Below are 25651 nucleotides of genomic sequence, written 5' to 3'. Positions count from 1 at the left end.
TTTCTGTTAGCCCTTTTTCTAGTTGTAAAATTATTTAAGTCCCAGGCAAGAATTCTTTTGTAAAAACACCAGATCCATATAATTTTCTTTTGGTACTTCCTCACCTGTGATTATAGAAACAGCTAGTTTCGCTGCTTGTTTGCCTAATTCAAGTTTCGGAATTTGTAGTGCCGTTAGTTCTAGACCAATGAAGTCATTAAACTGTTGATTCAATTCTTGATTATCATCAAAACCAATTACCGATATGTCCTCAGGTATCTTCAAGCCAGCCTCTTTTATTGCTGTAATTGCCCCAAGGGTTGTATAAGTATTGTTCATAACCACTGCAGAAGGTTTATGTTGTAATAATTCCATCATTGCTTTGTAACCATCCAATTGAGATTGGCTCTCTTCAAACACTAGATTTGGATTATAAACAACATGATGCTTAAACAAGGCTTTTTGGTACCCGTGTAACTTATCCCTGTCTGGTTCAATTTTTCTTGACTGACCAATAAACCCAATTCGAGTATGACCTTGGCTAATTAAATAATCTGTGGCCTTTTCTGTGCCAGCGATGTAGTCAGGAGATAAAAAGAATGGCTCTACTCCTTCAACCTCTCTTTTTCCAATATAAATGTATGGAAACTGACTGTTATGGACAGCTAATAAATCTGCATTATTTGGAGAAATCCCCATAAAAACAACACCATCAACCAAACTAGATTGAATAATTCTGCTACTATACGATTCTTCCTCATTATGAGCAAAGACCAATAGATCGTAACCTAATTCTGACGCCCCTGCCTGGACACCATTAATAATTTCATTATGAAACTCAGGATGGACGCCTTTTTCTTTATAAACCACTAGACCTAAAATATTGGTCTTTCTTTTCGCTAAGCTTCTAGCAATTACATTGGGTTGGTAATTCAATTCTTTAATAGCACTTAATACTTTTTGCTTCGTTTTTTCAGATACTGTTCCACTGTTATTAACCACTCTAGAAACAGTCATAGTAGAAACACCTGCAAGTGAAGCCACTTCATCTAATTTAGGGTTTTTCTTCAAGCACACCATCCTTTACCCAATTTTATTTTGTTAGCGCTAACATTTTTATGTAAAAAAAATCTTTCAAAAATATGAGAAACACTTACTATAATTAATTTAATTACCAATCGTTTCACCACTAATAATGTTAGCGTTAACATTATTATAACTACTTACAAAATTTACGTCAACAGGAAATTTATTAAAGTTATGAACAACTATCAGAGGCTAGATCAAGACATTAGAGTTCATTCAAGGACAGCCTCACACATTAGTAAAAGAAGTGTAAGACTGTCCCCCTACTTTCTATGCTTCTATAAGTATTACCATGATAGGTTGAGATTGAACCACTTTTTCTCCATTTTGAACTAAGAGCGAGCTTACCTTTCCGCTAACAGTTGATCGTAATTTGCTATGGTTTGATAATACTCCTCCTGTAAGAAAACTTGGAGGTTTTGGTTTAGTCAATTCAACATCAGATATTTCTGCTAATATGGTGCCCTTCTGAACATATTCACCCACTCTAACAAAGTTTCCTTGAGCTTTAAGCTTTACATATCCATCCTTAAGTGCAGTGACAATATGTACATTTTCAATGTATGTTTTAACTATTACTTTTGCTCCAGCGGCAATAAGAATATCTCTTGCCTCATTAGCTTGTTTTTTTGTTACTCTTGAGAGAATAGTAGAAGGTACATGATTAATACACTCTTTTGCTTCAATTAAGCTTATCTCACAAATATTTTTTACTGCTTCTATGACATCTAATCTATTTTCCCCCATGTCTATTAAGGAAAGATCGTAGTCTCCCGCTACTTTCCTTTTTTTATTTTCTACTCCGCTTTCCTCTGGAATAACTACTGCAGTGTGAATCATATTTAAATCAACTAACAACTCTACAACAAAATCAAACAAATTTACTTCAACATCTGAATTCATATACGCATGATTTTTTAAGTATTGATGAACAAGGGACAACTGAATATCTCTTTCATTACATGATACTCCCGCAAGGTGTAGCTGCTCTTTCACACTCTCTAGAATATATTTCTCTTCCGAATGTAGCTTTAGAGTTTTTTCTATCCCTTTTAAAACGGGTGCTTGATACGGTTCAACCGCAAGTAGGCTATCTAATGAAATACCGTCAAATAAACGCTCAATTAGAATGGGCTTTTCACTCAAGGATTGATAAAAGGACCTTGCAGAAATGGATTGTTTAATGGATAACCCTAATTCAGCAAGTGTTGATTTTAACAACATTAAATCCGTTGTTGACCAAATCCCTTTTGTCTTATGTAAAAAATCATTCGCGATACAAATAATCTTCTCCATATCAGGAAGGTAAGCATATTCCTTACCATCGTACATTTGATATTCAATGGTTGCCTTCCAGTTTAATAATTCCAGGTTTCTTTCTACTTTGTCTAATCTGTTTTCTAATTGCACAACATCAGAACGTGTTTGTTTAAAAAATGCTCCTAATACTCGATAAATTTGATTAAACTCTTCATCTATTTCTAATACGAGAGTATTTAACTTATTATTTACGGCTGTAATTAAATCAAAGGTTAGTAGGTTTTGTTCAGCAAGTTTTTGAATCATCTGTTGGGAAGCATATTGAACACGTGACACATCTACATCTATTTGGGCCCGGATTTTTTGGTTTTTTCCCGTAAGATTATTCCATGCTCTTTTAAAAAAGGATTGCTGTGCTAATTCTTTCGCTCTTGATTCACTAGCGGTCAAGGCTGTGACACTATCCATGGTTAGTTTTATGATCATGGCTCCATTCTTACTATGCCATGCAATGGTTTGTTCTATTAACCTATCTATTTCTGCTTTATCAGACTCTTTTAGTTCCGTATTTGTTTTTACAGTTAGCAATTCACCCATTATACTCTCCCATTATCTCTTTATGTATTGGACAAGATCCTGTTTTAATACCTCTCGTTCATTTACTAATCGTGCCCGTTGTATTCTAAACTCCGTTTCATCTTCTCGCATGTCATTCAAGGTGATTTGAATGTTCCTTTGAACCATCATCATATCAAAGATCGGTTGTAATATTCTTTTAGCATCTTCGTATCCTTGAAGCATTCGTCTCTCTGCACCTAAAGGAGAAAAATCAAGTGTTCCTTTAATAAATCCACCCTGGTCTTCCTGAGGTACAATCTCGATAATTTGAGCATGTGGAAACTGACTATGATCGATGAAACGATCACGACTGAGGTGGACAGTAATAATTACCTCACAGCCCTCGTCATACAAAGGTTGAATCGGAATGTTATCTGCAGCTGGTAAGGGAACACCACCATCCCAATACAGCTCACCATCAATTTCTACAGGATCAAAAATAAAAGGGATAGCGGATGAAGCAAGTAGAATGGATTCAATACGCTCGTGAGCCGACCCATTTATTTTAAAATATGTTGCTTTTAAACTGCCTGCATGAAGACAAGTGGAAAAAATGGGTATATTCAAGTTTGAAATGTAGGATAGATTCACATTTTCTCGAATAATGTCTAAAAGTCCATCCCGTGAAAACCATCCATGCTCTATTAATTGGGTACTTAGAGAATCTACTATTGAAAATACACGACTAGGCCATCTCTTTTTGGCACCAGTTAACCATCTATTTGGATCCATGGTTAAAATCTTTTCAGGAGAAATAGTAAGCCATACCTTCTCTGCTAATTGGATATCTCCTTGAGCTAGCAATAGTGAGTTTAATGCACCAACAGATGTCCCGGCAATTGCTTGTATATTTTGGTCAACCCCATACTCTCTTAACGCTTTCGCCACTCCGATTTGGTAGGCTCCTTTTCCTCCGCCACCAGCTAAGACAAGTCCTATTTTTTTCATATTTCACCTAATAATTTTTAATAGTTTTATATTTACATATTACCATGATAGATAGTGAATAAATAGGTTGAATTACAATTTAAGGAAGTAGGAATTCAGATGACAACAAGCCTAAATGATTACAAATGAATTATTGCCAATACTTTCTAAAATGTATAGTAAAAGGAAGCGACAAACCAATGAGATGGTTCTCTTGGCTTTGACCAAGCCCCGTACAACCGTCCCTTTCACCCTATCTTTCATCATTTTTTTATCATTTTCCCTATAAGCTATACTAATTAATTATTTGGTTAAAATGAGCATCAACTCAACTATGTGGCTATTTTCAACAAAAAAGGCATGAAAAAATTGTCGGCTAGCTTTCCGCGAGTTTCCCGCCAATTCCACAAAATAGTTCCTTTTTCTCTTTAATCGACTTCTTTCCCTTTTCTTCCCCCTAATTTGACCGTAAACAAACGTTTGATTAAAAGAAGGATGAGTACTTGCTATCACTGATTTCTTGCTAAAAATCAGCAAAAAAATCGTCGAGAATTGGCATCGGTTAGGGAGACAATACCCATGTAATCCGTCCACAATGACCTTCACTGTGACCTACTAAGCAGGTTTATAGAATACAGGAATAGAATAGTTATAAGAACAGCAAATCAAAGGGATTCTGTAAGGAGGGCATTATGACTCAGGATTTTTATTGTGATGAAGTATTAAGTGGGAAAACAGAAATAAATAAGGTAATGGAAACTGAAAATGTCTTAGCCTATTATCATACTAGACCTTTTTATCCGGTCCATATTGTTGCCATACCTAAGAAACATATCTCTTCTTTACTTACAGTAGAAGAAAGCGATAATGAGGTATTATTGGAGCTTCTGGACGTCATTAAGAAGGTAGCTGCCATGGTTACTGAAGAGAACGGAGCCTGTAAAGTGATTACAAACCTAGGAAACTATCAAGACTCCAAACACCTACATTGGCATATCGTTTCCGGATCACCATTAAGATAGGTAGGAATCTACCTGGAATAACAAAATGTTGTCAGAAGGTAGGAATGAATATGAACGATCAGTATTATATGAGCTGGGGTACCTTAGCATTAATCAATGCGGGATTAGCCCAAGGCAAGAACAGAAGTGGATTAAATTGGTTTTTTCTATCCTTACTCTTAGGCCCGATTGCCACACTTATATAGTGGTTTGGGATAAAAAATAATGTAGGCTTGTCTCTCAAAATCTAAGGGGGCGTTGATCCAGCAAGGATGAATCCTACAATTGTTGAAGTAATACAATTCGTAACACCACAGGACGGTTCTCCTGGCAATAGCTATGGTCAAACGAATGCTCATATTCGTCATCTTTTTATCATTTGCCTTATACGCTAAACTAATTAATCGTTTAGTTAAATCAACAAATAAACACTGATCAGTAGAACCGTCCACTAGGAACTTCTAATCTTACCCTTATCTAATACTAGTATTCTTTAATTTTTAGCGCCCAATTAAACTCACTTATGTTCTTATTAATCCTTGTAAAATCAATGATGGAGGGAACAACATAATCCCCTTTATAGAATATCTTTTCGTTTGTCACTCTTTTTATCGGGATTCTATAAAAAATTCTAAGCGCTCGATAGAAAATAGGTTCGAGTAACATAATCCCGTGAGTGCACCGGTTTTCAAGAGCATATGTATAAATAATCCTGAAAATTTTACTAATATTAGATCCTCTGTATTTTTTCAATATAGCTACCTTATCAATTTCGAAGATTTTTGAGGGATGATCTTTGACAACATCTATAGAATAAAAAGGAAATACGCTGTCAGCTATATTTTTATTATTTTCATAGGGAACTAACTCTACCGTTCCAATAGCAATTTTATCACTGTAAATCAAAAATAAATCCGAGCGTGAAGATGTAGGTTCACAGTCAAAGCCTTTCTCTTTACAAACCTCCTCCCAAATAGCATTAAATTTCTTTTTGTCCTTTTCCGAATTTACCTGGCTAAACAAATTTATCCCTCCGTAGTAACGTTATACCGCAATCAAGTAGTATCATTTTACTATAAATAAGGAATAAAATTCCACTTAAACACTCTTAAGATATTAGAAAAGTCTTAGTGTTTGTTAGCTATTTTGATCGGTAATTCTCGAAAAAAAACAATATGTTTCTCTATAGCTACAGAGGTGATTCTCTTGGCTCAAACGCCAAAGGGCTTCAAAATGTAGTTTTCACTAATACACTTAAGAGGTAAGAACCTGCAGACCAGACCCGTACTCCTGACCCTACTCGTCCCTTTGCCGCTCCCCCCATGGGAATGGCGTTATTAATCCAATTAGTACATTTATGATTTTGGTACAGGATATAGTTCGATAAATACTTAAAATACTTCCCTGTGGATTATCTTAAAATTGATAAGTCAGTTGTTGCCCGAGGGCGTGGAAACAAAGGACCAATTAACCATTCAAGAAACTCCATCAACAAATTCCGTGGCGCGACAGGCACCAAAACTCCCCAAATTCATATCAAAACGGTTCAAATTTGCTAAAAACAGCTCCAAATTTGTTTTTTGAGGCTACAAAAGACTCTTTTCCTCCCATTTACCCCTTTCAAAAATGAAAAAGCTCCATTCGATTAAAGCCTTTATTCTCGTTATCTTTAAGCTACCTAGGAATAAATCGGAAGCATGCTGTCCCGAAAGGATCCAGCAATGGATAGCTTTAATCAATTAGTCGAGCAGTATAACCCTATGATTCATAAAATCATGCACTCTCTTCATCTTTACCGCAACCAGGATGAATTCTATCAAGCCGCATTAATTGCCCTCTGGGAGGCAGACAATCGCTTTAACCCAGAAAAAGGAAGCTTCACCAACTATGCGTACACCTATATAAAAGGGAAACTCCTAATGGAGCTGACTCAAAAAAATAAGGATGAGACAATGGTCAGTTATCCAAAAGAAGAGTATTGGGAAACCGTACCGGACCAAAATCCTGACACTCCTTTTCAAGCTGAGATTCTGCTTTCTTATTGTCATGGGCTAACAGAAAAAGAAACAAAATGGGTGATGGGTGTTATCCTCCATGATCAAACCATGAAGGATCTGGCCGTTCAAGAAAACGTGTCTGTTTCAGCCGTGAAGCAATGGAAGATAGGGGCATTACAGAAATTAAGAAATATGCCTCTGAACGAACCCATTCTTTCTTAGATAACAGTTGATACCAACGGAGTGAATCTCAGGATCTAAGAACTTTACCCACAGCCCATTTCTGAAAAATTCATAAATTTGTAATATTCTACTTTTTACAACTTTAATCAACTATTTGGTCAAAAACCGTGTGATTTCGCTTTTTTTAAGGATCTAAAAGGTTCATTTTTAAAAAAAATGATCTTGTTTACGGGCCTAATTTTTACCTCGGGAAACTATTTTTATCACCACCAAATAATGTAACCGCGGCAACGTGTCTATCTAATCTTATAAACTATTTAATGGTCTTAAAAAGGAGAAATTCCATTGAAGAATCACGAGACCATTGGAGAATTCATCGTAAGGTTACGTATGGGGAAACAGAAAACACAAGATGAAATAGCAGACTATTCCGGGGTAAGCCGTAAACATTTGAGCAATCTTGAGAATAATAAAATCTTACCCAATTATGACACCATTATGAAACTAGCGAGAATTCTAGAAGTTCGTCCTTCTACCTTTACAAATATAGTAGGAAAAATGTTGGACAAACGATACGAAGAGGGGGATTTTCCTGAAATAGGAGATATTTAACTAGAGGCAAGGACGTTTTCACAGTATAGAAGGGTGGTGAAGCTAGTTAGTAATACCTTCAAATTCCACTACCCGTAGTTCCGTTTTATTAAATCCAGCAGAATGGCTGCAAAAGGAGCAATCTTGTTTGTTTATGGAAAAACAGTATATCATTTTACCAGATTTCATGTATATGAGGGGACATAATGATCGCTTTGGGAAAACATGCACGGAGGTTCACGAAACCAATCGGGCCTTCCTTGTCGATATGTCCCCGTTAGAAATTCTCGCTATTAGTATTAAATGTATAGGGTATAATCTAAGCGGAGCCATTGAAACATCTAGAGATCTTCTTGGTGATGTTTATATGTGTCCCATTCTTGTCAATCCCATCGACCGAATCGTCGTGTTTCCAACCAGAACACACAAGCATGAAGATACCATCTGGTTTAACCCCTTCCACATCAAGAGAACGCGAAGCTTTACTCTAAAAACTACCGTTCTACTTAGCAACGGTTCTTCTATACTCGTTCCAACTAAACTCTCATCATTCAACACCAAACTACAAAACGCCGAGCAGTTACAAGACCTGACCGTTGGCCCTCCTAAACATCCGGTCGTCTTTCTCCTTGATCCAAAGAAACGAAAGAAAGGGAAAAAGAAACAGCATTAAAAAACAGAAGAAACCACAGGGACGGTTCTCGTGGCTTTTAAAAGGTACACAATGAAATGAAAATTGTACCGAAGTGACGTACTCAAAAGGACCAGTAGAACCCTCCCCTTGGTGTTCATATTAATGGATGTTTTCGACAACAAGAACCGTTTTTATTGTCATGCTTTGACAGTTTCCCCTATATGCTATACTATTCAATCGTTTATTTAAAAACGTCAGAAACGGCTTAAATAGGCCTTATTCAGGCAAATAAGAATAAGAAAATAGTCGAAAATCCAGCAATCGGTTTCCCGTATTTCATCAAAATAAACGTATTTTCTCCTCAAAAGACAGTCTTCGTTCCATTATGAATTTATTCGATACTAATCGGACGTTTAATTAACAAAATGCAGGTCCTATGTATATTAAGGACTTTTTCTCATAAATTACCAAAAAGAATGTCGATAAGTGACGGTATATTTCATTCTTTCTTTTATAAAATGAACTCCATGCCTGGACTGTGACCTATGCTACGCAGGGACTTAGAAAGGTACACCACTGCTTTAACGCACCGGGGAACTGTCCCCATCACCGCAGTATTTTTCTTTTTTCTGTTCTTCGCTTCCTTCGTAGTAGTTTAGTAGACTGCTCACGTTCATGAAGCTGGGGACGGTGGAAGCCGTGTTTTTGTATAAGGGGTAGCTACTCCATGGGTAATATTCTGGTTTTCTTACCATTTTGGCTTTAACAGGGTTTGAGTGAATATAACGGCTGACATCTAGCATCCCTTCCTTATCTTCAATAACCGTATCATGGAAACGTTTTTCGAATACATGGCCGGTTAAGCGGTACTTGGTATTGTAATAATTAGCATAACGTTTATTAATAAGTCCCATGATCTTGGAAAAAGAGACCTCTTGCGAGCGGATTTGCAGATGATAATGATTCGTCATCAGACAATAAGCGGCAATTTCGAATGGGTATTTCTTATGAAGTTGATGAAGAATATGTAAAAAGGCTTCGAAATCAGATGCGTTTCAAAATAAGGGATCCCGGCGGTTCCCCCGACAGACTATATGATAATAACGGTTGCTGATCCATACTCTTTTTTCACGTGACATCTACGTTTCCCTCGCAATCGTTTGTTGTTTTTGATGAATTCCCCAGCGCCTTAACGCCATGGATTCCCAAATTGCTGTATCCGTAATCCTCTCTTCCCCTGCAAGATCCGAGATGGTTCGTGCCAATCGAATAATTTTAATTTGCACGCGGTTACTCCAATTCTGCTTCGCTGCTACTTTGGTAAGCAGCTTTTGCTGTTCAGTCGTTAACGGACTTAGCTGATGAAGTACTTCAAAGGAAACCTTCGCATTACTAATCTCCTGTTGATAGCGATGATATTGGAGGGCTCTAGCCTTTTGCACCCGGTGGCGGATTTCCTCTGAGGTCTCTACTGCTTTCAACGACTGATCTAGGTTAATAGACTGTAAGGAAAGCAAAATATTAATCCGATCATACACCGGGCCGGATAACCGGTTCCGATAGGTTTGAATTTGCTTCTGTGAACAGGTACAGTAATGATGATTGGCATCAAAGTAGCCGCACGGACAGGGATTCTTGGCAGCAATAAGAATAAACGAGGAGGGATAGGTCACGGTCGAATGGGCTCTGCTAATCGTTACTTGACCCGTTTCAAGAGGTTGCCGCAGCATATCAAGCGTCTTCTTTGCAAACTCAGCGATTTCTCCTGGTCTAGGTGATGAACCTCCTCCAATAATGGCTACAGAAGAGGCGGAATGATGCGGATGCCGAAAGGGTATGGCTTGAGACAGGCTCCATTTCTCACCAGCAAGCTGATAGAGGCTTAACACGTCCAATCGAGATTGAGTCGATAACGGGGGTAAGATAGAAGGAAATGTTTCTGCGAGCAAACTTTTTCCGCAGCCTGGCGGACCGCTCATGAGGAGATTGTGTTCACCAGCTGCGCAATTTCAAGTGCACGATTGGCTTGGTCATGACCGATGACGTGGCAAAAATCCTTTTGGGGAGAAGCAGAAAAAAGAGGACTAGGAGGGATGGGTTGTAAGGGGAAATGCGTAAATAAGCTTTCTTGCCCCTCTAAGTGACGAACAACATCTTCAATATGATGAACTACAATACATTCTATGCCTTGCAGCATATGAATCGGAATCGCTGGATCATAAGGAAGATATACTCTCTTTAAACCAAGAACTTTGGCAGAAATCACTGTTGGGAGCATTCCTTCTGCTGTAACGACCATTCCATCAAGAGAAAGAGCCCCCATAAACGCTGTCTCCAATGGGATCTCACCCTTAATCACCTTCTGCTCCTTCAGTGCCGCAATCGAATCGCCAAATCAAATAAGGGACCATTTTTCTTTTGCTCAGACGGTGATAAATTGACCACCACTTTCTGATCCGTCACATCCACAGAAAAATGGCTCAGCGCCGCAATGACGCGCTCCCTCGTCTCCTTAACCGATGCATCCGGCAAACCCACAATCACCATCGATTCCGTCCCAGATTTGATCTTTACTTCCACTTGCACACGATAGCCTTCTAGACCTTTTAAACCAATACTGGATACCTTAACAGTTATGACAAAGCCTCCAACATGTATTTTGTTTTAATCGGAATTAGCTGGGAATGGAAAAAACAAATGATGATCTTAGAAAAAACGATTGAGGAACTACCTAATTGGGGAAAAATTAAAGGGTATATAATCTAATAGGAGATTTCTACAAAAATGAGCAAAATCCTTCATGGATCTAAAATAAATCTGCGAACCATGACCAACAGAGTTCCTACCTCTTAGAGGCGGTGCATGGCACGGGAAGTTAACTTCTGCCACTTTTAAATGGGAATGTTTTTATATATAATGGATATATAATAAAAAAGAGAAGTGCTCTAAATAGTAACATTTTGAATGGTATTCATTTCAATGGATTTGCTGACTATCAATACATTGTATTTATACCATCAATAAAGTACCTACTCTTACCTTGTTTGAGGTGGAAGGCACTCCAACTAAAAAAGTGGTTTACTTTAACATGTAATAAAAAAGCAAAAAACCTAATAAAGGTTCAAGATCAAAAATATTGATAAGGGCTTAATTAGGTTTTATGCAAGTTCAATCATTGGTTTTTTGGGATTATTTTGGCTGGGACACCTACAGCAATGCAGTTGTCAGGGATATCTTTGATAACAACAGCGTTAGCACCAATAGTCACATTGTTGCCGATCTTTACGTCGCCAATAATAGCAGCTCCCGCTCCAATAAAACAGTTATCGCCGATTGTAGCTGCTACTGGTTTATTGTTGTCTTGAGCGATGGTTACGCGCTGATTAATCCGGCAGTTGTTTCCTATCTTCGCATAATGCGAGATGATTATTCCGTTTAAACCGTGATCGAATATTGGGGGACTTGCGAATTGACAGCCTCTGCCCAAATCTGTACCCATCGAGGCATTGTGAAAGGCATCCATCCTTTTAATTCTAAGCAAATAGAACAATCTTACTATTTTTGGCATTTTGGAATTCACGTCTATTACGTGTTTCCTCATTTCCCAATATTTTTCGTGGTTATAATGCTGAATTTGATTTAGTACAAGACGAACTAATGGATTTCCGACATTTACATTCACAAATGAAACCTCCTAGAAGTATTTTGAAATTCACTAGGAAATTTTACCACGAGATACCGGTTAATAGAAGATTTAATTTAACTAACCGTGTTCAAAAGTAATGAAATTGTGTCGCCCTTGGAGAAAACTCGGACGTAACACAGAGGACTAATACAGTCCTCTTTTTATTTTGAATAAGGCGTGATTCGCATGTTAAAATCTCTAAAAATAGTGGATTAACAGATGTGGTTTCCACAGGAGATAACAGCAACCCGATTAGCACATAGCATCCGATTACAGGTTCATCTCAAACCATCCAGCTATGGTTATTCAATAACGATGCCACCAAACGATATGAAAACATCACTATTGACCCTACAGACTCCGTAAGTACCGATGAATCCAGTTGGGTGTAGTTATCAGCCGATGGTCAACGTGGCAAATAGCTTCAGCTCCGTTAAGTATGACGAATATCAGCGACACGACAGGTCACACGTTTTATGTCAAAGTCACTTCTCCAAGCGGTCAGAGTGTGCGGAATAAGACGGATATTAAACTGACTGTAAATTATCGAGAGTTTGCGGTGTAATTATGAAATATTCAATTCGTGGAAATCTTCATAATACCGAAGGTGAAACCGTCATTCCTGTTTTACAGTCTTACACAGCTTGGCGATTAACAATGAAACAGGACTGGGATGAGAATATTTTTATTTTTGAAATATGGTTAGCGGAAGAAACGAATAAAACCTCTTTATTCGAAGAAATAAAGCCGTATGTCGATGAATTTACAGGGTTTATTGATTGGCATACTTGCACACATGACCAACGCTATAAAAAGCCTTGTATGATTCAAGAGGAATATAGGAGGTAATTAACATGGTTAAATACCTTCAGATGGATGGTGTGGATGATTATTTAAGGGTAAAAACTAGTGCGGTTTTAACAGGTAAAACTTATAATAATGTTCAGTTAGATATTGAACTTTTAGATACATCCACAGCAGCAAAAGCTATATATGGTGACTCAAATAGTTTACTCGCATTTAATGCGAATACGACTTTTACGGTGCAAAAACTAACCATCACAAGCGGGGCAATTTTCGGTCAAAGAACAACAATAAATTTCACGCTTAACGCATCAACAGATTTAATTTATGGGTATTTTGTAAGGGTTACGTTTTTTGGGCGAATTATCCTGTTAAATGCAAGATTCATGACATCAAACTATACAACGGCACAACCTTAGTCGCTTGGTATGATATGTCAACAGGTACCGTTCAAGACATGAGTGGAAACGGCAACCATGCATCGTTAAACGGTGGTACATGGCTAGATGATGGTGTAGGCGGAAGTACAGGAACAGACGGAACTACTACATTTGATTTAAAACAAAGTACCTATTCTGATTCATCATTAAACGCAGATACATTCCTAAGCCTATACAGCAACTCTCTAACGATTGTAGATACCAAACAAGCACTCTATCAAGATGGTTCGTTAGCGGTGGACAGTAAACAAATGCTATACAGTGATTCAGCCGTAGCGTATGACACTTTACAAGAATTTTTCTCTGATGGAGTTATCGGTTCTACACCTTTTTGATATGAAGTTTATCCTATACTCGGATAGCTCCACATCGTTTGACAGCAAACAAGCCTTTTACACAGAAGTAACATTTCAATCAGACTTACAGCAATCCATCTTATGAAGCTAGTCAATTTCATACGGATATGAAACTCGTACTCTATGCAGATACATTATTAAGAGTCGATACAAACCAGAAGATTTATTCAGATGCTTTCACTCTGTTTGATATGAAACAATCTATCTTCGATGTAGATAAGCAAATTATCGGCACCATACACTTACAAGGTAATCAAGAATTGAATATATATTTAATCTGTAAACAGTCATTAGATATACATTTACAATGCAAACAAGCCTTAAACGTCAATCTAAAGGGGTTGATAAAATGACAGCGAAAAACCAAAATTTCAGTATGTATGCAGGGGATAGTAAAAATATTGTGGTACCTGTGACGAAGGATGACGGCTCCAATGTGGATCTAACTGGAGCTACAGTGAAATGGGTACTAAAGAAATACGACCATGACACGACAAACATTTTACTGAAAGAATCGGAAATTATCATTCAAGGGAATGAAATCACATTACCAATTAAGCCACCAGATACCAGTGAGTTAGCCGGCACGTATTATCATGAATGTGAAATCAAAGACCAAAATGAGAATGTATCCACCATATTTGTAGGGTTAGTGAGCATTAAAAGAAGTGGAGTGTTGAGATTCCGTAGTCGCTCTCTTTTTATTTGGGGGAGGGAAGTCCATTGGAACAACGATTAGATAAATTAGAGCAATGAGTAAATAACATAGAAACTCGTCTAGCAATCCCTGAAACCAATATCAAAGAAATCTATAAAACATTGGACTCCATTAACAAAAATACAACTTGGATTTTGCGAATATTATAGGGCCGATTGTAGAGGCTTTATTAGGCTTATTGATAAAAGGAGGGTTTTAATATGCGGTGGAAGAATTTCGGCTTATGGGCGGCTATTTAGCCTATATCCCTTTTTTGACAGATGCGGTAGGTTTTTACCATATTGATTTTCAATTACCAGGTAACTACGACAAGTTAGTCACTGGATTACTCGGAATATTAGTTCTTGCAGGTCTAATATATAACCCTACCACGGAAAATAAAGGGTTTGGAGATGATAAGAATGTTTGAACTCTTAACAGCCAACCAATTAATTGAACGACTCAAAGGACGAAAATACAAATACACACAGGTTCATCACACATGGAGACTGAATCATGCAGACTTTAACGGTAAGAACCATATCGAACTGCAGCAAGGTATGAAGAATTACCATGCGAACACTCGTGGATGGGATGACATCGGACAGTATGTGACGTTAATGCCAGATGGTTTATTCGTCACAGGTAGAGCCTTCAATAAAACACCTGCTGGTATCAGTGGATACAACACAGGCGCATTCATGACGGAAATGTTAGGGGACTTTGACAAAGGCAAGGACAAGCTCCAAGGGATGCAATTAGAAGCCATGTTAAAGGTACAGCATTTTCTTATCACAGAATGTGGCGCACAAATCATGTTCCATCGTGAACACGCTAGTAAAACGTGTCCTGGTACAGGAATAGATCATGGTGAATTTATTAAACAGGTGGTTACTTACAACCAACAAGTTCAACCAGCTGAACTACCTACACAACCAACTACCCAAACGGCACCTGTTCAAAGTTCAGTCGTTCCGTATCCTGGATTAATTAAAAGAGGTTCAAAAGGAAAAAACGTGGAGAGAATACAACGTGCGGTAGGAGTCACGGCAGACGGCATATTTGGGCCAAAAACAGAAGCATCAGTTAAAAGCCTATCAAAAGCGACATGGTTTAGTGGCAGACGGTTTAGTGGGTCCTAAAACATGGGCAGTGATGTTTTAATAAAAGAAGCCTCCTCATTTCGAGGGGGCTTTGTTTTAAAATAAAGCTCTAGTTAAAGAAGCATAAATTTTATCGTCTACTTCCAACAAGCTTGTCTTTCCATCTTTAAATTGAATAGCTACCACATGCGTACCTACTGATTTAGCGGGTCGCCTCCTTCATCGAAGTGAAATTTTGACTTTAACGAAGAACAATCAGGGTGTTTGAATCTTAATTGATGGAAACTGTTTAATCTAATTGACTAAAAACTGTTGATTTGTACTTGACAGTTACAGCCTCGCTAGGGAGATGTTCTAAACGATCGTGCCCTTTATCAATTTCTTCTTCATTATGACTATTCTCCCAATCAGATATAAATTAACAGAATGTACGATAGTAACCTTTAAAACCAAGCCCCTAAGTTCATTAAACATTTGTTTCTTGGTTCTACGTAACCTCTTTTTTAACTTGCTATCTTCAAAAAGCCAATCTGAAATAATATCTCCCCATTTTTTTGAATACATCATCTCATTGGACTGTTTTATCTTAGATTCGGGTAATTGATCTTCATCTGCATCTTTCTTAGCTGTCCTCCAATTAATCCCTAAAGTTTCTTTAATTTTTGTTATAGATCGTCCTTTTTTGTTTCTTAGGTGTTTGATACAATTAATATCAGACATTGCTAGCATTCTTTCGTAATCCTCCACTCTGTATTGATGCGACACCTATACAGTAGAGGGACTTGAGGTGGCTGGCAAGTCTTTTTTTATGCACTCAATAAATAAAGTGCAGAACTCTGCATTTATTACTTGCAAAGCTCTGCACTTCTATTTTGCAATACACAAATGGGGGACTTTCTATGCTTAAAGAAAAAGATAAGGCGTTCACACTTGTACTTCGGCTACAGTTAGACATGGATATTCTCTCAACCGATAGAGGATTAATTCTTTATGAATGTCTAAAATTCTTACTCCTAGTCATGATTGATTCCGTCCACTCCGCTATTTCCTCAGCTGATTTACTAATATACTTGTAAACCGTATTTCTTGATTTATTTAATTTCCTATCGATAGTAGAAATAAACTGTTCACTTTAGTCTAGCAGTTACACACCCCCTTCCCTATTAAATTTTCTCTGCAGCATACACTTCTTATTATCGGCATTAAGTTTTAGAAGGAGGGGGTACATAAGGACAAAGAAAAAAGTATAAACTTGGCCATTGAAGATTTATACTGAGCTATGAACCAATGGGACCAAGAGCATGGCCCGAAATTAAATACAATATTAGATATCAACTGGTAACTAACCATCTTGTTAAGGGAGTTTCTTGATATCATTATACGGAGGGCGGGCAAGATACGATCTAAGATCCAGTAAAGTGTTCAACAAAAATTTACAAAATGCGGTAAAAGTTATCAGACTCTTACATACATGCTTGCTTAAAAATCAACCCTAAAGATTCCCTTATGTAACAAAAACGAACTTTGGGATGATTAATGATTATGTGCCCGAGTGTCACTTATTAAAATTAGGTTTATTTGACTCATACGGATAATGAGAAGAAAAAAAGAACCAGAACTTAACAGCCCTTATTCAATACATGAATTTATATTCTCATACTTCTGAATTAACACGAACTGCCACGAAACCCAAAAATTTGCTTTCGTTCTATTATTTAACTGCCTACCCTTTAACCACAGTTTTACCCAAACCACTCCAAGACTCCCGATAAGTGGGCAGCAAACTCCTGCTTGACGTACAAACAATTCCAATCACAATAATTACGACCTGAATTCAGTCGCTCTGGATAGATACACGAACAAAAATTAATTGAACCTAAACCTGTAACACATCCGCAATTCTCTTACTTGCATAACCATCACCATATGGATTACTTGCTTGACTCATCTTTTCATACTCATCTTTATCTTCAAGAAGTAATTTAAATGTATTGTAAATATTATCTTCATTAGTCCCTACTAATTTCAATGTTCCTGCAGCTATGCCTTCAGGCCGTTCTGTCGTGTCACGCATAACCAGTACAGGTTTACCTAAGCTAGGGGCTTCCTCCTGAATACCACCACTATCCGTCAGTATTAAGTATGAACTCGAAAGAAAATTATGAAAGTCCAGAACTTCCAATGGCTCAATAATTCTTATTCTATCACAGTTTCCTAAAATCTCGTCTGCCACTTCTCTTACTATTGGATTCATATGAATAGGATATATCGCCTTAATATCTGAATATTCATCAACAATTCTTTTAATAGCTTTAAACATATTTCGCATCGGCTTACCAAGATTTTCTCTTCTGTGCGCCGTTATCATAATAAGTCTGCTATCTGCTACCCATTCAAGTTGCTCATGCGTATAATCATCTCTAACAGTAGTTTTAAGTGCATCTATAGCAGTATTACCTGTCACATATATAGTAGAAGCAACTTTACCCTCTTTTAAAAGGTTCTCTTTAGACAACTCAGTTGGTGCAAAGTTATACTTTGCTACAATTCCCACAGCTTGCCTGTTAAATTCCTCTGGAAATGGAGAGTAGATATTATAAGTTCTAAGTCCGGCCTCGACATGACCAACCGGAATTTGTAAGTAAAAGCAAGCTAAAGACGTTACAAAAGTTGTAGAGGTATCACCATGGACCAAAACCACTTCCGGTTTTACTTCTTCCAAAACGTCTTTCATTTTTTCTAGTATATTTATAGTCACATCGAATAAAGTCTGTTTTTCCTTCATAATTGATAAGTCATAATCCGGAACAACATTAAATGCCTCCAAGACTTGATCTAGCATTTCTCTATGTTGACCTGTAACACAAACAAAAGTGTGTATTTTATCTCGTGTCTTAAGTTCTTTCACTAAAGGACACATCTTAATAGCTTCAGGTCTTGTACCAAATACTACCATTATTTTTTTTTTCATCAAATCAACCAACTTTCCTAAAAATTTATTTGAACATTAACACATATAAAATTTTGATATTCAGCATAAAGTACCCTTAATGACATCAATCAATCTATCTATTCTTAATATGGTCATATTCCCCATCTTAGCTCAACAAAAGTATGACTGTCGTTATATCTAACACCGCAGCCTATTACTTTTAAAGCCATTTTGCAAGAACCTCACCTAACAAACTTATTATTCATCTTACCCTAGGGGGAGAAATAAGAATAATAACAAGTAATGATACCCGTGCAACAACTTGAAAAACAAAATTTTCAGTGGGTGAGTTACCACCCTAAAAATTCAGTTGCACTTTATAACTTTTAACTGATTATAAATGTATCAATCTTTGACAAATCCAAGGAGTAATTAGACACGTAATGTTTCACCATATACAAAGACATATATACAACAAGAAAACCGCCAGCATTGGTAGCGGTTTTAATAAAATTACAAGTCTATTCGTCCAACTGGAGCTGTAATAATTTCATTTATTATATGAGGAGAAGTTTAAGCCTACTCATTTCCAACTATAAATACATAATTTGTTGTTGCACTTCCACCAATATTAAGCATTATGCCATTATCAGCTTTCTTTAACTGATATCCTTCAGCTTTCCGGGAAACTTGCTTATATAAGTCCAAGAACATCCGTGCTCCACTTGCTCCAACCGGATGACCACACCCGATAAGACCACCACTAGGGTTAATAGGCTTATTTCCATCAAATGCAATTATTCCTTCTTCAATAGCCTTAAACTCTTTTCCAGGTTCTGATATTCCAAAAGCTGATACAGCTGCATATTCACTTGAAGTGAAACAGTCATGTGTTTCAAAGAAATCAATATCTTCCACCGTCAAACCCGAACGAGTATAAGCATCAACAACCGCCTGTCTTGTCCATGGCAATAGAAATGGGGACTTACGACTTTCTTCTATCTTTTTATCAAACAACATCGGTGCTACTCTATGGCCAAAACCTTTTACTACAGGAAATGTTTTTTTATAATTTTCTTTTACATACTTCTCTGATGCTAATACAATTACAGCAGCACCATCTGTTACCTGTGAACAATCAGAGACAGCTAATCTTCCACCTACTAATGGATTGGTTTCAGTACCTCTCATTTGGGCTTGTTTTAAGTTCATAAACCAATTGCGAGTTTGTGACTTAGAATTTCTCTTAGCATTACTATAGTTAGTATTTGATATTATAGCTAGACTATCCATAAAGCGTTGTTCATCTATACTATACTTTCTGAGTATTTCATCTGCCAGCTTACCAAACAGCTTAGGGAATGGAAAATCAATTCCTTTCCCCTCTTTTTCATAATAAGCGGCTCTTCCTAAAATATCGCCTCCAGTTTTAGAATCGACGGTTTTCATCAGCTCCCAACCAATGACAACTGCCACATCATAATCACCAGACTTTAACTTAGTTATCGCAGCATCTAATGCTACAGAACTTGAAGCACATGCTGCTTCATATCTAGCAGAAGGTACTCCGTAAAATGCTGGATGAACTTCTGAAATCAATGCCCCTAAATGACCTTGGTTGATGTATTCTTCAGCTATAAAATTACCTACAAAACAAGCAACCTTATTCTTCTTGTTCAATTGCTCGATATCTGTAAAGGAAATGCCGGCTTCATCAAACCCATCCGTAATCACTTCTTTTAATAAAGCAGTAACGTTTTTACCTTCTTTTGTCCAATTTCGTTCAAAATCAGTTTGAGCTCCACCCAAAACATATACTTTTTCCATTTCACACCTCATAATTTCTTCATTTGGAATATTAGTGTTTGGCTTTGAAGTATCTCCGAAAGTCATACTTAGATACTTCTACTTTCCTAAGTAGTAAATCTAAATCAATCTGATCCAATATTTCTTTACTCAATCTCTCTTTAGCTAAACTCTTAAAGCTTTCTACTCCAAACAATGCTTGAATTACAGCAAGAGGTGGACACCAATTAAAGCCGGTAGCCATTACATCATCTGCCGACTGTATGCCGTCACCAACCAGATTAGTAGCATTTAACGAATAAACAACATATTTTAGTAAAAATTCAAGACATAACGCGGCTTCTTTTGATTGATTATTGATTAATGTTTTAAAGGCAGAATGATAGTCTCCAACCTTAAAGGAGTTAACCATATTCTCAGCATAAGGGAAACTGTATTTGATCATTTCTCTATAACTGTTAGTAGCAATATCGTAAACAAATTTCCTTTTAACACCACTATTTGATACATCAAGTTTATATAAGCCACCTTTTGTCTTTCTACCCATCTTACCACTATTGACCAAATCAACCGCAAATTGTGGCATAACAAAAGTACCTCTAGCATAGTCACTAGTATTTTGATAGATGTTATCTACTATTGCCTTATGAACATCCAATCCAACAAAATCAGATGTTACTAGTGGTGCCATACTTCTTCCAGTAAATTGACCAAGAATTGTATCTATATAATCAATTCCACCATTATCCTTATACTTTTCTGCATATTGAAGGACCTCATTAATAAACTGAAATCCTATTCTATTACCTAGAAATGCTGGCGAATCATTTACTTCTACAGCTGTTCTATATAGTTTTTTTGTTACATAATCTCTAACATTTTCAAAAAGTTTTCTATCTGTATAACTAGAAGGTATCAACTCACACAAAGTTAAGTTGTATGGCGGATTAAAAAAATGAACGCCCATATAATTCTTACGAATTGACTCTGGAAAAACTTCTGCAAGTTGTTTAATTGATAAACCTGATGAACCCGTACAGATTATAGTATCACTGCCTGCATACTTTGAGATTTCTCGATTGACTTCTAATTTCGTATTTAAATTTTCTGCTACACTTTCAAAAACTAAATCCGAATCTTTGATGCAACTTTCAAGCATTGAATAATCTGCTGGTATAAGATTTCCCATAATAGCATCAGCTTTTACTGACATTGCAGCTTTTGCAACAGCCTTCTGTGCTTTCTCCAATGTACGGCTTACCAAATAAACTTTTGCATCACCAAAAGATGCAAATATGCCTGAGACATTACACCCCATCGTACCATTAGCTCCAATTACAGTAACTGTTTTTATCATGATGTACCCCTTTTTTACGATTTAAAATTTCTTTAATATATTCAGCTATACTTCTTAGGTTAACTTTCTCATGATTTTCTTTACACCAAACGTTTTCCAGTAGAATACTTTCTAATTTATTACCCACAAGGATAAAGGTTTCTCTCAAAAAAACCTTTTACTAAATATTATGAAATTTAATTGGCTTTGCCGGCATTCCTATAGCTGTACAATTGGATGGCAAATCCTTAACTACAACAGCACCCGCACCGATAATGCTATTTTCACCAACATTAATACCTTGTATAATAGTACCATTAGTACCAAATTCAACACCCTTACCAAGCTTAACATTTCCTGATATAGAGGCATTAGGGAGAATTGTACAGTAGTTTTCTAAGACTGTATCATGACCAATTGTACAATTAAGGTTCAATATTACAAAGTCACCAACATCAATATTACAAGTTAAAATATTCCCTTCACAAATTATAATTCCCTTTCCAAAATTGTTATAAGGAGAGAGTCTTACAGTTGGATGTATAATATTTGGAAATTCAATTGATTCCATTAGTTGAAGTTTATCTACAATTTTTTCTTTAATAGATGGACATCCAATACCCAAAACAACATTGATTTCATTATTGTAATTATTAAACCAACCAATATCCCCTAAAACTGGATATCCATTTAACATTTTTCCTTCATTGCTTAGATTATCATCTATATACCCAACTAGATTCCATGTAGGTAAAACTTCATTTATTTGATCAATTAATAACGCTACTTCTCGAGCAAATCCTCCAGCACCATATATTACTAAATTTTTCAATTAAATAAACCCCTTTTTTATAATATAAATTTTTTTAAAAACTCTAATTAGGTTAATACTATTAAGTATTTCCATAAACACAAAGATTGACTACAAAGTGCAACTTTCAAACAGAAAATAAATGTCTAATAAATTTACTCTATTTGTATTAGTTTTACAGCTCACTTGGTAAAATCTTAATAATATATAGAGGTAATACCATCTTCTGAAACTCGCTCATTTGCCATAACAATAAGCCTCGGTAGTTGCGAGACCTTTCATATTGACCGATATCAAGTATTTGCATCTGTCACTATTATTCAAATTAATTTCATTCTAGTATCTGTGCAGCTTCAGTTATTAGTAGTTTCTTATTTTATTCGTAGTTTGTTTATCTGAGTTCTTCTGGGGTTGGGTTGTCTTCTCTTTAAAAGAACCTGTAGTTCTCTTGCACCAACCCTTAATCGAGTGAGGATGGTGCAAGATCGTACCCACGGACGATATCTTTACTTGGTATGCCATTCTAATACAGTTGGCCAACCAAAAACCGCCAATAAACAGCTTATTTGACGATCTTGGAAGGTTAGAATTGGTTAGATATGGATAACGATTCAAAAATTATCATTATAAAAGTCCTTTGAAATAAGATTCTTTGAAAAGAATCTTAGGAAAGAATAACTGTTTATGATGTGATTTACTTTTATCTGGTTTTAATCAATTGACATACCTATAGTTATTTAAATTCTTTCTTAACGCAAGCGAGCGCACTTCCAATTACTTGGTGCATATCATAATATTTATAGTCCGCAAGTCTTCCACCAAATATAATTTTGTCTTCCTTCTCGGCTAATTCTTTATACTTCCGATAAATAAGGTTGTTTTTATCGTTATTAACAGGATAATAGGGTTCCTTTCCAGGTGACCACTCTGCTGGATACTCTTTTGTAATAACTGTTTTATCTTGTTTACCAAATTCAAAGTGTTTATGTTCTATAATACGAGTATATGGTGTCTCTCTATCTGTATAATTCATTACGGCAACGCCTTGGTAATTCTCTTTTTCCATTAGTTCATTCTTGAATTCGAGGCTCCTGTACTCTAATTTACCGAATTTATAACCGTAAAATTCATCTATCATTCCCGTAAAAATAATCTTTCTTGCCTTTGATTCAAGTTCACTTCTATTTTTAAAGTAGTCCACATTTAGTTCTACATCGATTCCTTCTAACATTTTATTAATTATCTTGTTGTATCCTCCTTCAGGTATACCCTGATACTTATCATTAAAGTAGTTGTTATCATAAGTAAATCTTACAGGTAGTCTTTTAATTATAAAAGCTGGTAATTCTCTAGCACTTCTTCCCCATTGCTTTTCGGTATAGCCTTTTATAAGTTTTTCATAGATATCAGTACCAACTAACGAAATTGCTTGTTCCTCAAGATTTTGAGGTTTTTCAATTCCAGCAGCCCTTCTCTGTTCTTCTATTCTAGCTTTAGCTTCTTCAGGTGTAAAAACACCCCACAATTTATTAAATGTGTTCATATTGAAAGGGAGGTTGTAGATCTCACCATAGTAATTTGCAATTGGTGAGTTAGTATATCTATTAAATTTCGTAAACTGATTTACATAATCCCAAATCTCTTTATTATCAGTATGAAATATATGGGCACCATATTTATGAACATTTATCCCTTCAATATTTTCACAATAAATATTTCCACCTAAATGTTCTCTCCGATCAATAATCAAACACTTTTTCCCTCTTTTTTTGGCTTCATATGCAAATGTTGCTCCATATAAACCAGCACCCACAATTAAATAATCATAAATATATGACATCTAAATCCCTACTTTCTATTTGTAAAGTACTTAAGTGACTATTAAGCAAACTTTTTAAAATATTTTTTTATTATCTCATTAGCAAGCTCATATACTATTTTGTTTCTTAATATATATAATGTAAAAAAGTAAATACATAATGAAAACGAAATTGAAAAGACTGTTCTAATTAACAAATGTGAAATTAAATGATTAAATAATAAACAAGTTAAACCTATTAGTATGCTTCCGATTAAGTAATGAAAAATAGACTTAAAGTTAACATTCTCTTTAATGATATTTATAGAAAAATAGATTTGAACAAACAATACAGTAAATTCAGCAATTAATGTACCTACGGCAGCCCCATCTTGCTTAAATTTAGATATTAGTAACATATTCAAAGTAAAATTAACGATGGCACCTACAATGGTTGAAAGTACAGTAATTTTTTCTTTACCATAAGAAATTAAGATTTGCACTCCAATTAAATTGCTTAAACCAATTGCAATTATAGTCGGAGCAATAATCATTATTGTTGATGAAGCAGGCAAGAACTCCTTACCAGCAAAAAGTATAATTATAGGTTCAGACAGCATAATAATCCCAATTGTAGATGGGATTGAAATTAATAAAATAAAATCTAGTGATTTTTTTATTAACCTATTTACTTCTTCATTCATATTATTTTCAATATAATAGGACATTCTTGGTAATAAAACCACTCCGAGAGAGGTTACTAAGGCCAATACAACTTTGACAATTTTACTAGCTGCTGTATAAAAACCGACCGATTCATCTCCCACTATTATTCCCAACATTACTTTATCAAGTTCAACATAGATACTTATTGATAAGCTCATAGCAAATAAAACTAATATTGGTCTAATATGCTTTTTAAAATTATATTCTGAATTTCTCTTGAAAAGCTTTATATACTTGTTTAAATGAATAAAATTATAAAGATAGCCTAAAGAAACTGAGAGAACTAATATTATTCCGTATAAAATATAATCACTATCGTCTTTAATTAGCGCAAAAACAAATATAAGAGATAGAAATTTCACTAATACACTTCTAATGGTAATTAAACGGTACTCTTCGATCGCTTGATAAAACCACTCTATTCCCAAGCAAGTAGTAATAATGTTAATACTCATAATTACTAACAGAGTTTTGTAATTGGAGAGGCTCCCTACATTTAATATAGTAATTGAAAACAATGTAAATGAAATTATAACCATAACAGAATTGATTAATAAAATCTCTTGTACAGTCTTTGAAAGTTTTTCTTTATCTTCTCTATACTTAGCACATTCCCTGATAGCATACATTGGAATACCTACTTGTGCTATTAAAATAAAATACTGTATTACAGACATTGAAAAATCTACCTTCCCAATACCTTGGGGAGATAACACTCTTGCAATATACGGAAAAGTTATTAGGGGAAATATTATATTAAGTATCCTAAGAGATGTATTCCATAAGAAATTTTTTCTAATTGATTTTTGTTTCACATTTGCCATATTTAGCCTTCCGTTATTGTGATTTTTTTCTATTAATTCACTTGTTAATTAACCTTA

At 35.8% G+C, this 25651-nt stretch carries 24 protein-coding genes and 2 pseudogenes; 12 read left to right on the top strand and 14 right to left on the bottom strand.

From position 1 onward, the window contains the following. Nucleotides 1-30: 30 nt before the first annotated feature. The 3 genes from AA0X95_RS04380 to AA0X95_RS04370 form a co-directional block, all read right to left on the bottom strand. Nucleotides 31-1050, bottom strand: coding sequence for a LacI family DNA-binding transcriptional regulator (locus AA0X95_RS04380; RefSeq protein WP_413305770.1), 1020 nt, complete (start codon nt 1048-1050; stop codon nt 31-33). Between the two features lie 285 nt (nt 1051-1335). Then, the gene (locus AA0X95_RS04375; RefSeq protein ID WP_413305767.1) at nt 1336-2922 is read right to left on the bottom strand and encodes a ribosomal protein L7/L12; all 1587 of its coding nucleotides are present in this window, start codon (nt 2920-2922) and stop codon (nt 1336-1338) included. Nucleotides 2923-2934: 12 nt separating this feature from the next. Further along, on the bottom strand, nt 2935-3891 hold the full coding sequence (locus AA0X95_RS04370; RefSeq protein WP_413305764.1) for a patatin-like phospholipase family protein: 957 nt from the start codon (nt 3889-3891) through the stop codon (nt 2935-2937). A gap of 671 nt (nt 3892-4562) precedes the next feature. Here AA0X95_RS04370 and AA0X95_RS04365 point away from each other — a divergent pair. Both AA0X95_RS04365 and AA0X95_RS04360 read left to right on the top strand, forming a co-directional pair. Beyond that, nucleotides 4563-4892 (top strand): HIT domain-containing protein, encoded by a 330-nt coding sequence (locus tag AA0X95_RS04365; RefSeq protein WP_413305762.1) that lies wholly within the window; start codon nt 4563-4565, stop codon nt 4890-4892. A gap of 50 nt (nt 4893-4942) precedes the next feature. Beyond that, on the top strand, nt 4943-5077 hold the full coding sequence (locus tag AA0X95_RS04360) for a hypothetical protein (protein ID WP_413310305.1): 135 nt from the start codon (nt 4943-4945) through the stop codon (nt 5075-5077). 277 nt (nt 5078-5354) lie between these two features. Here the strand turns inward: AA0X95_RS04360 and AA0X95_RS04355 are convergent, their stop codons facing one another. Continuing rightward, nucleotides 5355-5894: a hypothetical protein gene (locus AA0X95_RS04355; protein WP_413305759.1), complete on the bottom strand. Its 540-nt coding sequence runs from the start codon at nt 5892-5894 to the stop codon at nt 5355-5357. Between the two features lie 698 nt (nt 5895-6592). Between AA0X95_RS04355 and AA0X95_RS04350 the strand changes: the two genes are divergently transcribed. From AA0X95_RS04350 to AA0X95_RS04340, 3 genes are all read left to right on the top strand, one after another. Next, nucleotides 6593-7090: a sigma-70 family RNA polymerase sigma factor gene (locus AA0X95_RS04350; RefSeq protein ID WP_413305756.1), complete on the top strand. Its 498-nt coding sequence runs from the start codon at nt 6593-6595 to the stop codon at nt 7088-7090. Nucleotides 7091-7396: 306 nt separating this feature from the next. After that, on the top strand, nt 7397-7663 hold the full coding sequence (locus AA0X95_RS04345; protein ID WP_413305753.1) for a helix-turn-helix domain-containing protein: 267 nt from the start codon (nt 7397-7399) through the stop codon (nt 7661-7663). A gap of 133 nt (nt 7664-7796) precedes the next feature. After that, nucleotides 7797-8315, top strand: coding sequence for a competence protein ComK (locus AA0X95_RS04340; protein WP_413309846.1), 519 nt, complete (start codon nt 7797-7799; stop codon nt 8313-8315). 542 nt (nt 8316-8857) lie between these two features. On the opposite strand, the pseudogene AA0X95_RS04335 reads toward AA0X95_RS04340, so the two are convergent. The 3 genes and pseudogenes from AA0X95_RS04335 to AA0X95_RS04325 form a co-directional block, all read right to left on the bottom strand. Further along, nucleotides 8858-9415, bottom strand: a pseudogene (locus AA0X95_RS04335) (REP-associated tyrosine transposase). After that, nucleotides 9416-10913: pseudogene (locus tag AA0X95_RS04330) on the bottom strand (YifB family Mg chelatase-like AAA ATPase). Between the two features lie 535 nt (nt 10914-11448). Beyond that, on the bottom strand, nt 11449-11958 hold the full coding sequence (locus AA0X95_RS04325) for a serine O-acetyltransferase (RefSeq protein ID WP_413305751.1): 510 nt from the start codon (nt 11956-11958) through the stop codon (nt 11449-11451). A gap of 570 nt (nt 11959-12528) precedes the next feature. Between AA0X95_RS04325 and AA0X95_RS04320 the strand changes: the two genes are divergently transcribed. From AA0X95_RS04320 to AA0X95_RS04295, 6 genes are all read left to right on the top strand, one after another. After that, entirely contained in the window at nt 12529-12810 is a 282-nt protein-coding gene (locus AA0X95_RS04320; RefSeq protein ID WP_413305748.1) for a hypothetical protein, read from the top strand. Nucleotides 12811-12815: 5 nt separating this feature from the next. Continuing rightward, nucleotides 12816-13184, top strand: a complete 369-nt coding sequence (locus AA0X95_RS04315; protein WP_413305745.1) for a hypothetical protein — start codon at nt 12816-12818, stop codon at nt 13182-13184. Nucleotides 13185-13198: 14 nt separating this feature from the next. After that, nucleotides 13199-13540, top strand: a complete 342-nt coding sequence (locus tag AA0X95_RS04310; RefSeq protein WP_413305742.1) for a hypothetical protein — start codon at nt 13199-13201, stop codon at nt 13538-13540. Nucleotides 13541-13850: 310 nt separating this feature from the next. Further along, nucleotides 13851-14300: a DUF2808 domain-containing protein gene (locus AA0X95_RS04305; protein ID WP_413309844.1), complete on the top strand. Its 450-nt coding sequence runs from the start codon at nt 13851-13853 to the stop codon at nt 14298-14300. Nucleotides 14301-14484: 184 nt separating this feature from the next. After that, entirely contained in the window at nt 14485-14688 is a 204-nt protein-coding gene (locus tag AA0X95_RS04300) for a hypothetical protein (RefSeq protein WP_413305739.1), read from the top strand. 632 nt (nt 14689-15320) lie between these two features. Then, entirely contained in the window at nt 15321-15422 is a 102-nt protein-coding gene (locus AA0X95_RS04295; protein ID WP_413305736.1) for a peptidoglycan-binding protein, read from the top strand. A 293-nt stretch (nt 15423-15715) separates the two neighbouring features. Here AA0X95_RS04295 and AA0X95_RS04290 read toward each other — a convergent pair whose 3' ends face one another. After that, entirely contained in the window at nt 15716-16090 is a 375-nt protein-coding gene (locus tag AA0X95_RS04290) for a hypothetical protein (RefSeq protein ID WP_413305733.1), read from the bottom strand. Nucleotides 16091-16260: 170 nt separating this feature from the next. On the opposite strand from AA0X95_RS04290, the gene AA0X95_RS04285 reads away from it, so the two are divergent. After that, nucleotides 16261-16437: a hypothetical protein gene (locus AA0X95_RS04285; protein ID WP_413305730.1), complete on the top strand. Its 177-nt coding sequence runs from the start codon at nt 16261-16263 to the stop codon at nt 16435-16437. A gap of 800 nt (nt 16438-17237) precedes the next feature. Here AA0X95_RS04285 and wecB read toward each other — a convergent pair. The 6 genes from wecB to AA0X95_RS04255 all read right to left on the bottom strand — a co-directional run bounded on the left by wecB (nt 17238) and on the right by AA0X95_RS04255 (nt 25594). After that, on the bottom strand, nt 17238-18332 hold the full coding sequence (gene wecB, locus AA0X95_RS04280) for a non-hydrolyzing UDP-N-acetylglucosamine 2-epimerase (RefSeq protein ID WP_413305728.1): 1095 nt from the start codon (nt 18330-18332) through the stop codon (nt 17238-17240). 540 nt (nt 18333-18872) lie between these two features. After that, the gene (locus AA0X95_RS04275) at nt 18873-20186 is read right to left on the bottom strand and encodes an acetyl-CoA acetyltransferase (RefSeq protein WP_413305726.1); all 1314 of its coding nucleotides are present in this window, start codon (nt 20184-20186) and stop codon (nt 18873-18875) included. Beyond that, nucleotides 20152-21456, bottom strand: coding sequence for a 3-hydroxyacyl-CoA dehydrogenase family protein (locus tag AA0X95_RS04270; RefSeq protein WP_413305723.1), 1305 nt, complete (start codon nt 21454-21456; stop codon nt 20152-20154). The genes AA0X95_RS04275 and AA0X95_RS04270 overlap by 35 nt, the downstream gene beginning before the upstream one ends. A gap of 160 nt (nt 21457-21616) precedes the next feature. Further along, nucleotides 21617-22267: an acetyltransferase gene (locus tag AA0X95_RS04265; protein ID WP_413305720.1), complete on the bottom strand. Its 651-nt coding sequence runs from the start codon at nt 22265-22267 to the stop codon at nt 21617-21619. 712 nt (nt 22268-22979) lie between these two features. Further along, nucleotides 22980-24077 carry a UDP-galactopyranose mutase gene (glf, locus tag AA0X95_RS04260; protein ID WP_413309842.1) on the bottom strand — a complete coding sequence of 366 codons (1098 nt, stop codon included), beginning with the start codon at nt 24075-24077 and terminating at the stop codon, nt 22980-22982. 50 nt (nt 24078-24127) lie between these two features. Further along, nucleotides 24128-25594 carry a flippase gene (locus AA0X95_RS04255; protein WP_413305717.1) on the bottom strand — a complete coding sequence of 489 codons (1467 nt, stop codon included), beginning with the start codon at nt 25592-25594 and terminating at the stop codon, nt 24128-24130. Nucleotides 25595-25651: the final 57 nt, after the last annotated feature.

Origin of the sequence: Neobacillus phoenicis, assembly GCF_047302305.1 — a bacterium.
GTDB lineage: Bacteria > Bacillota > Bacilli > Bacillales > Cytobacillaceae > Neobacillus.
Note: the sequence above shows the minus strand (reverse complement) of the source record. Positions and strands in the feature narration are given on the sequence as shown.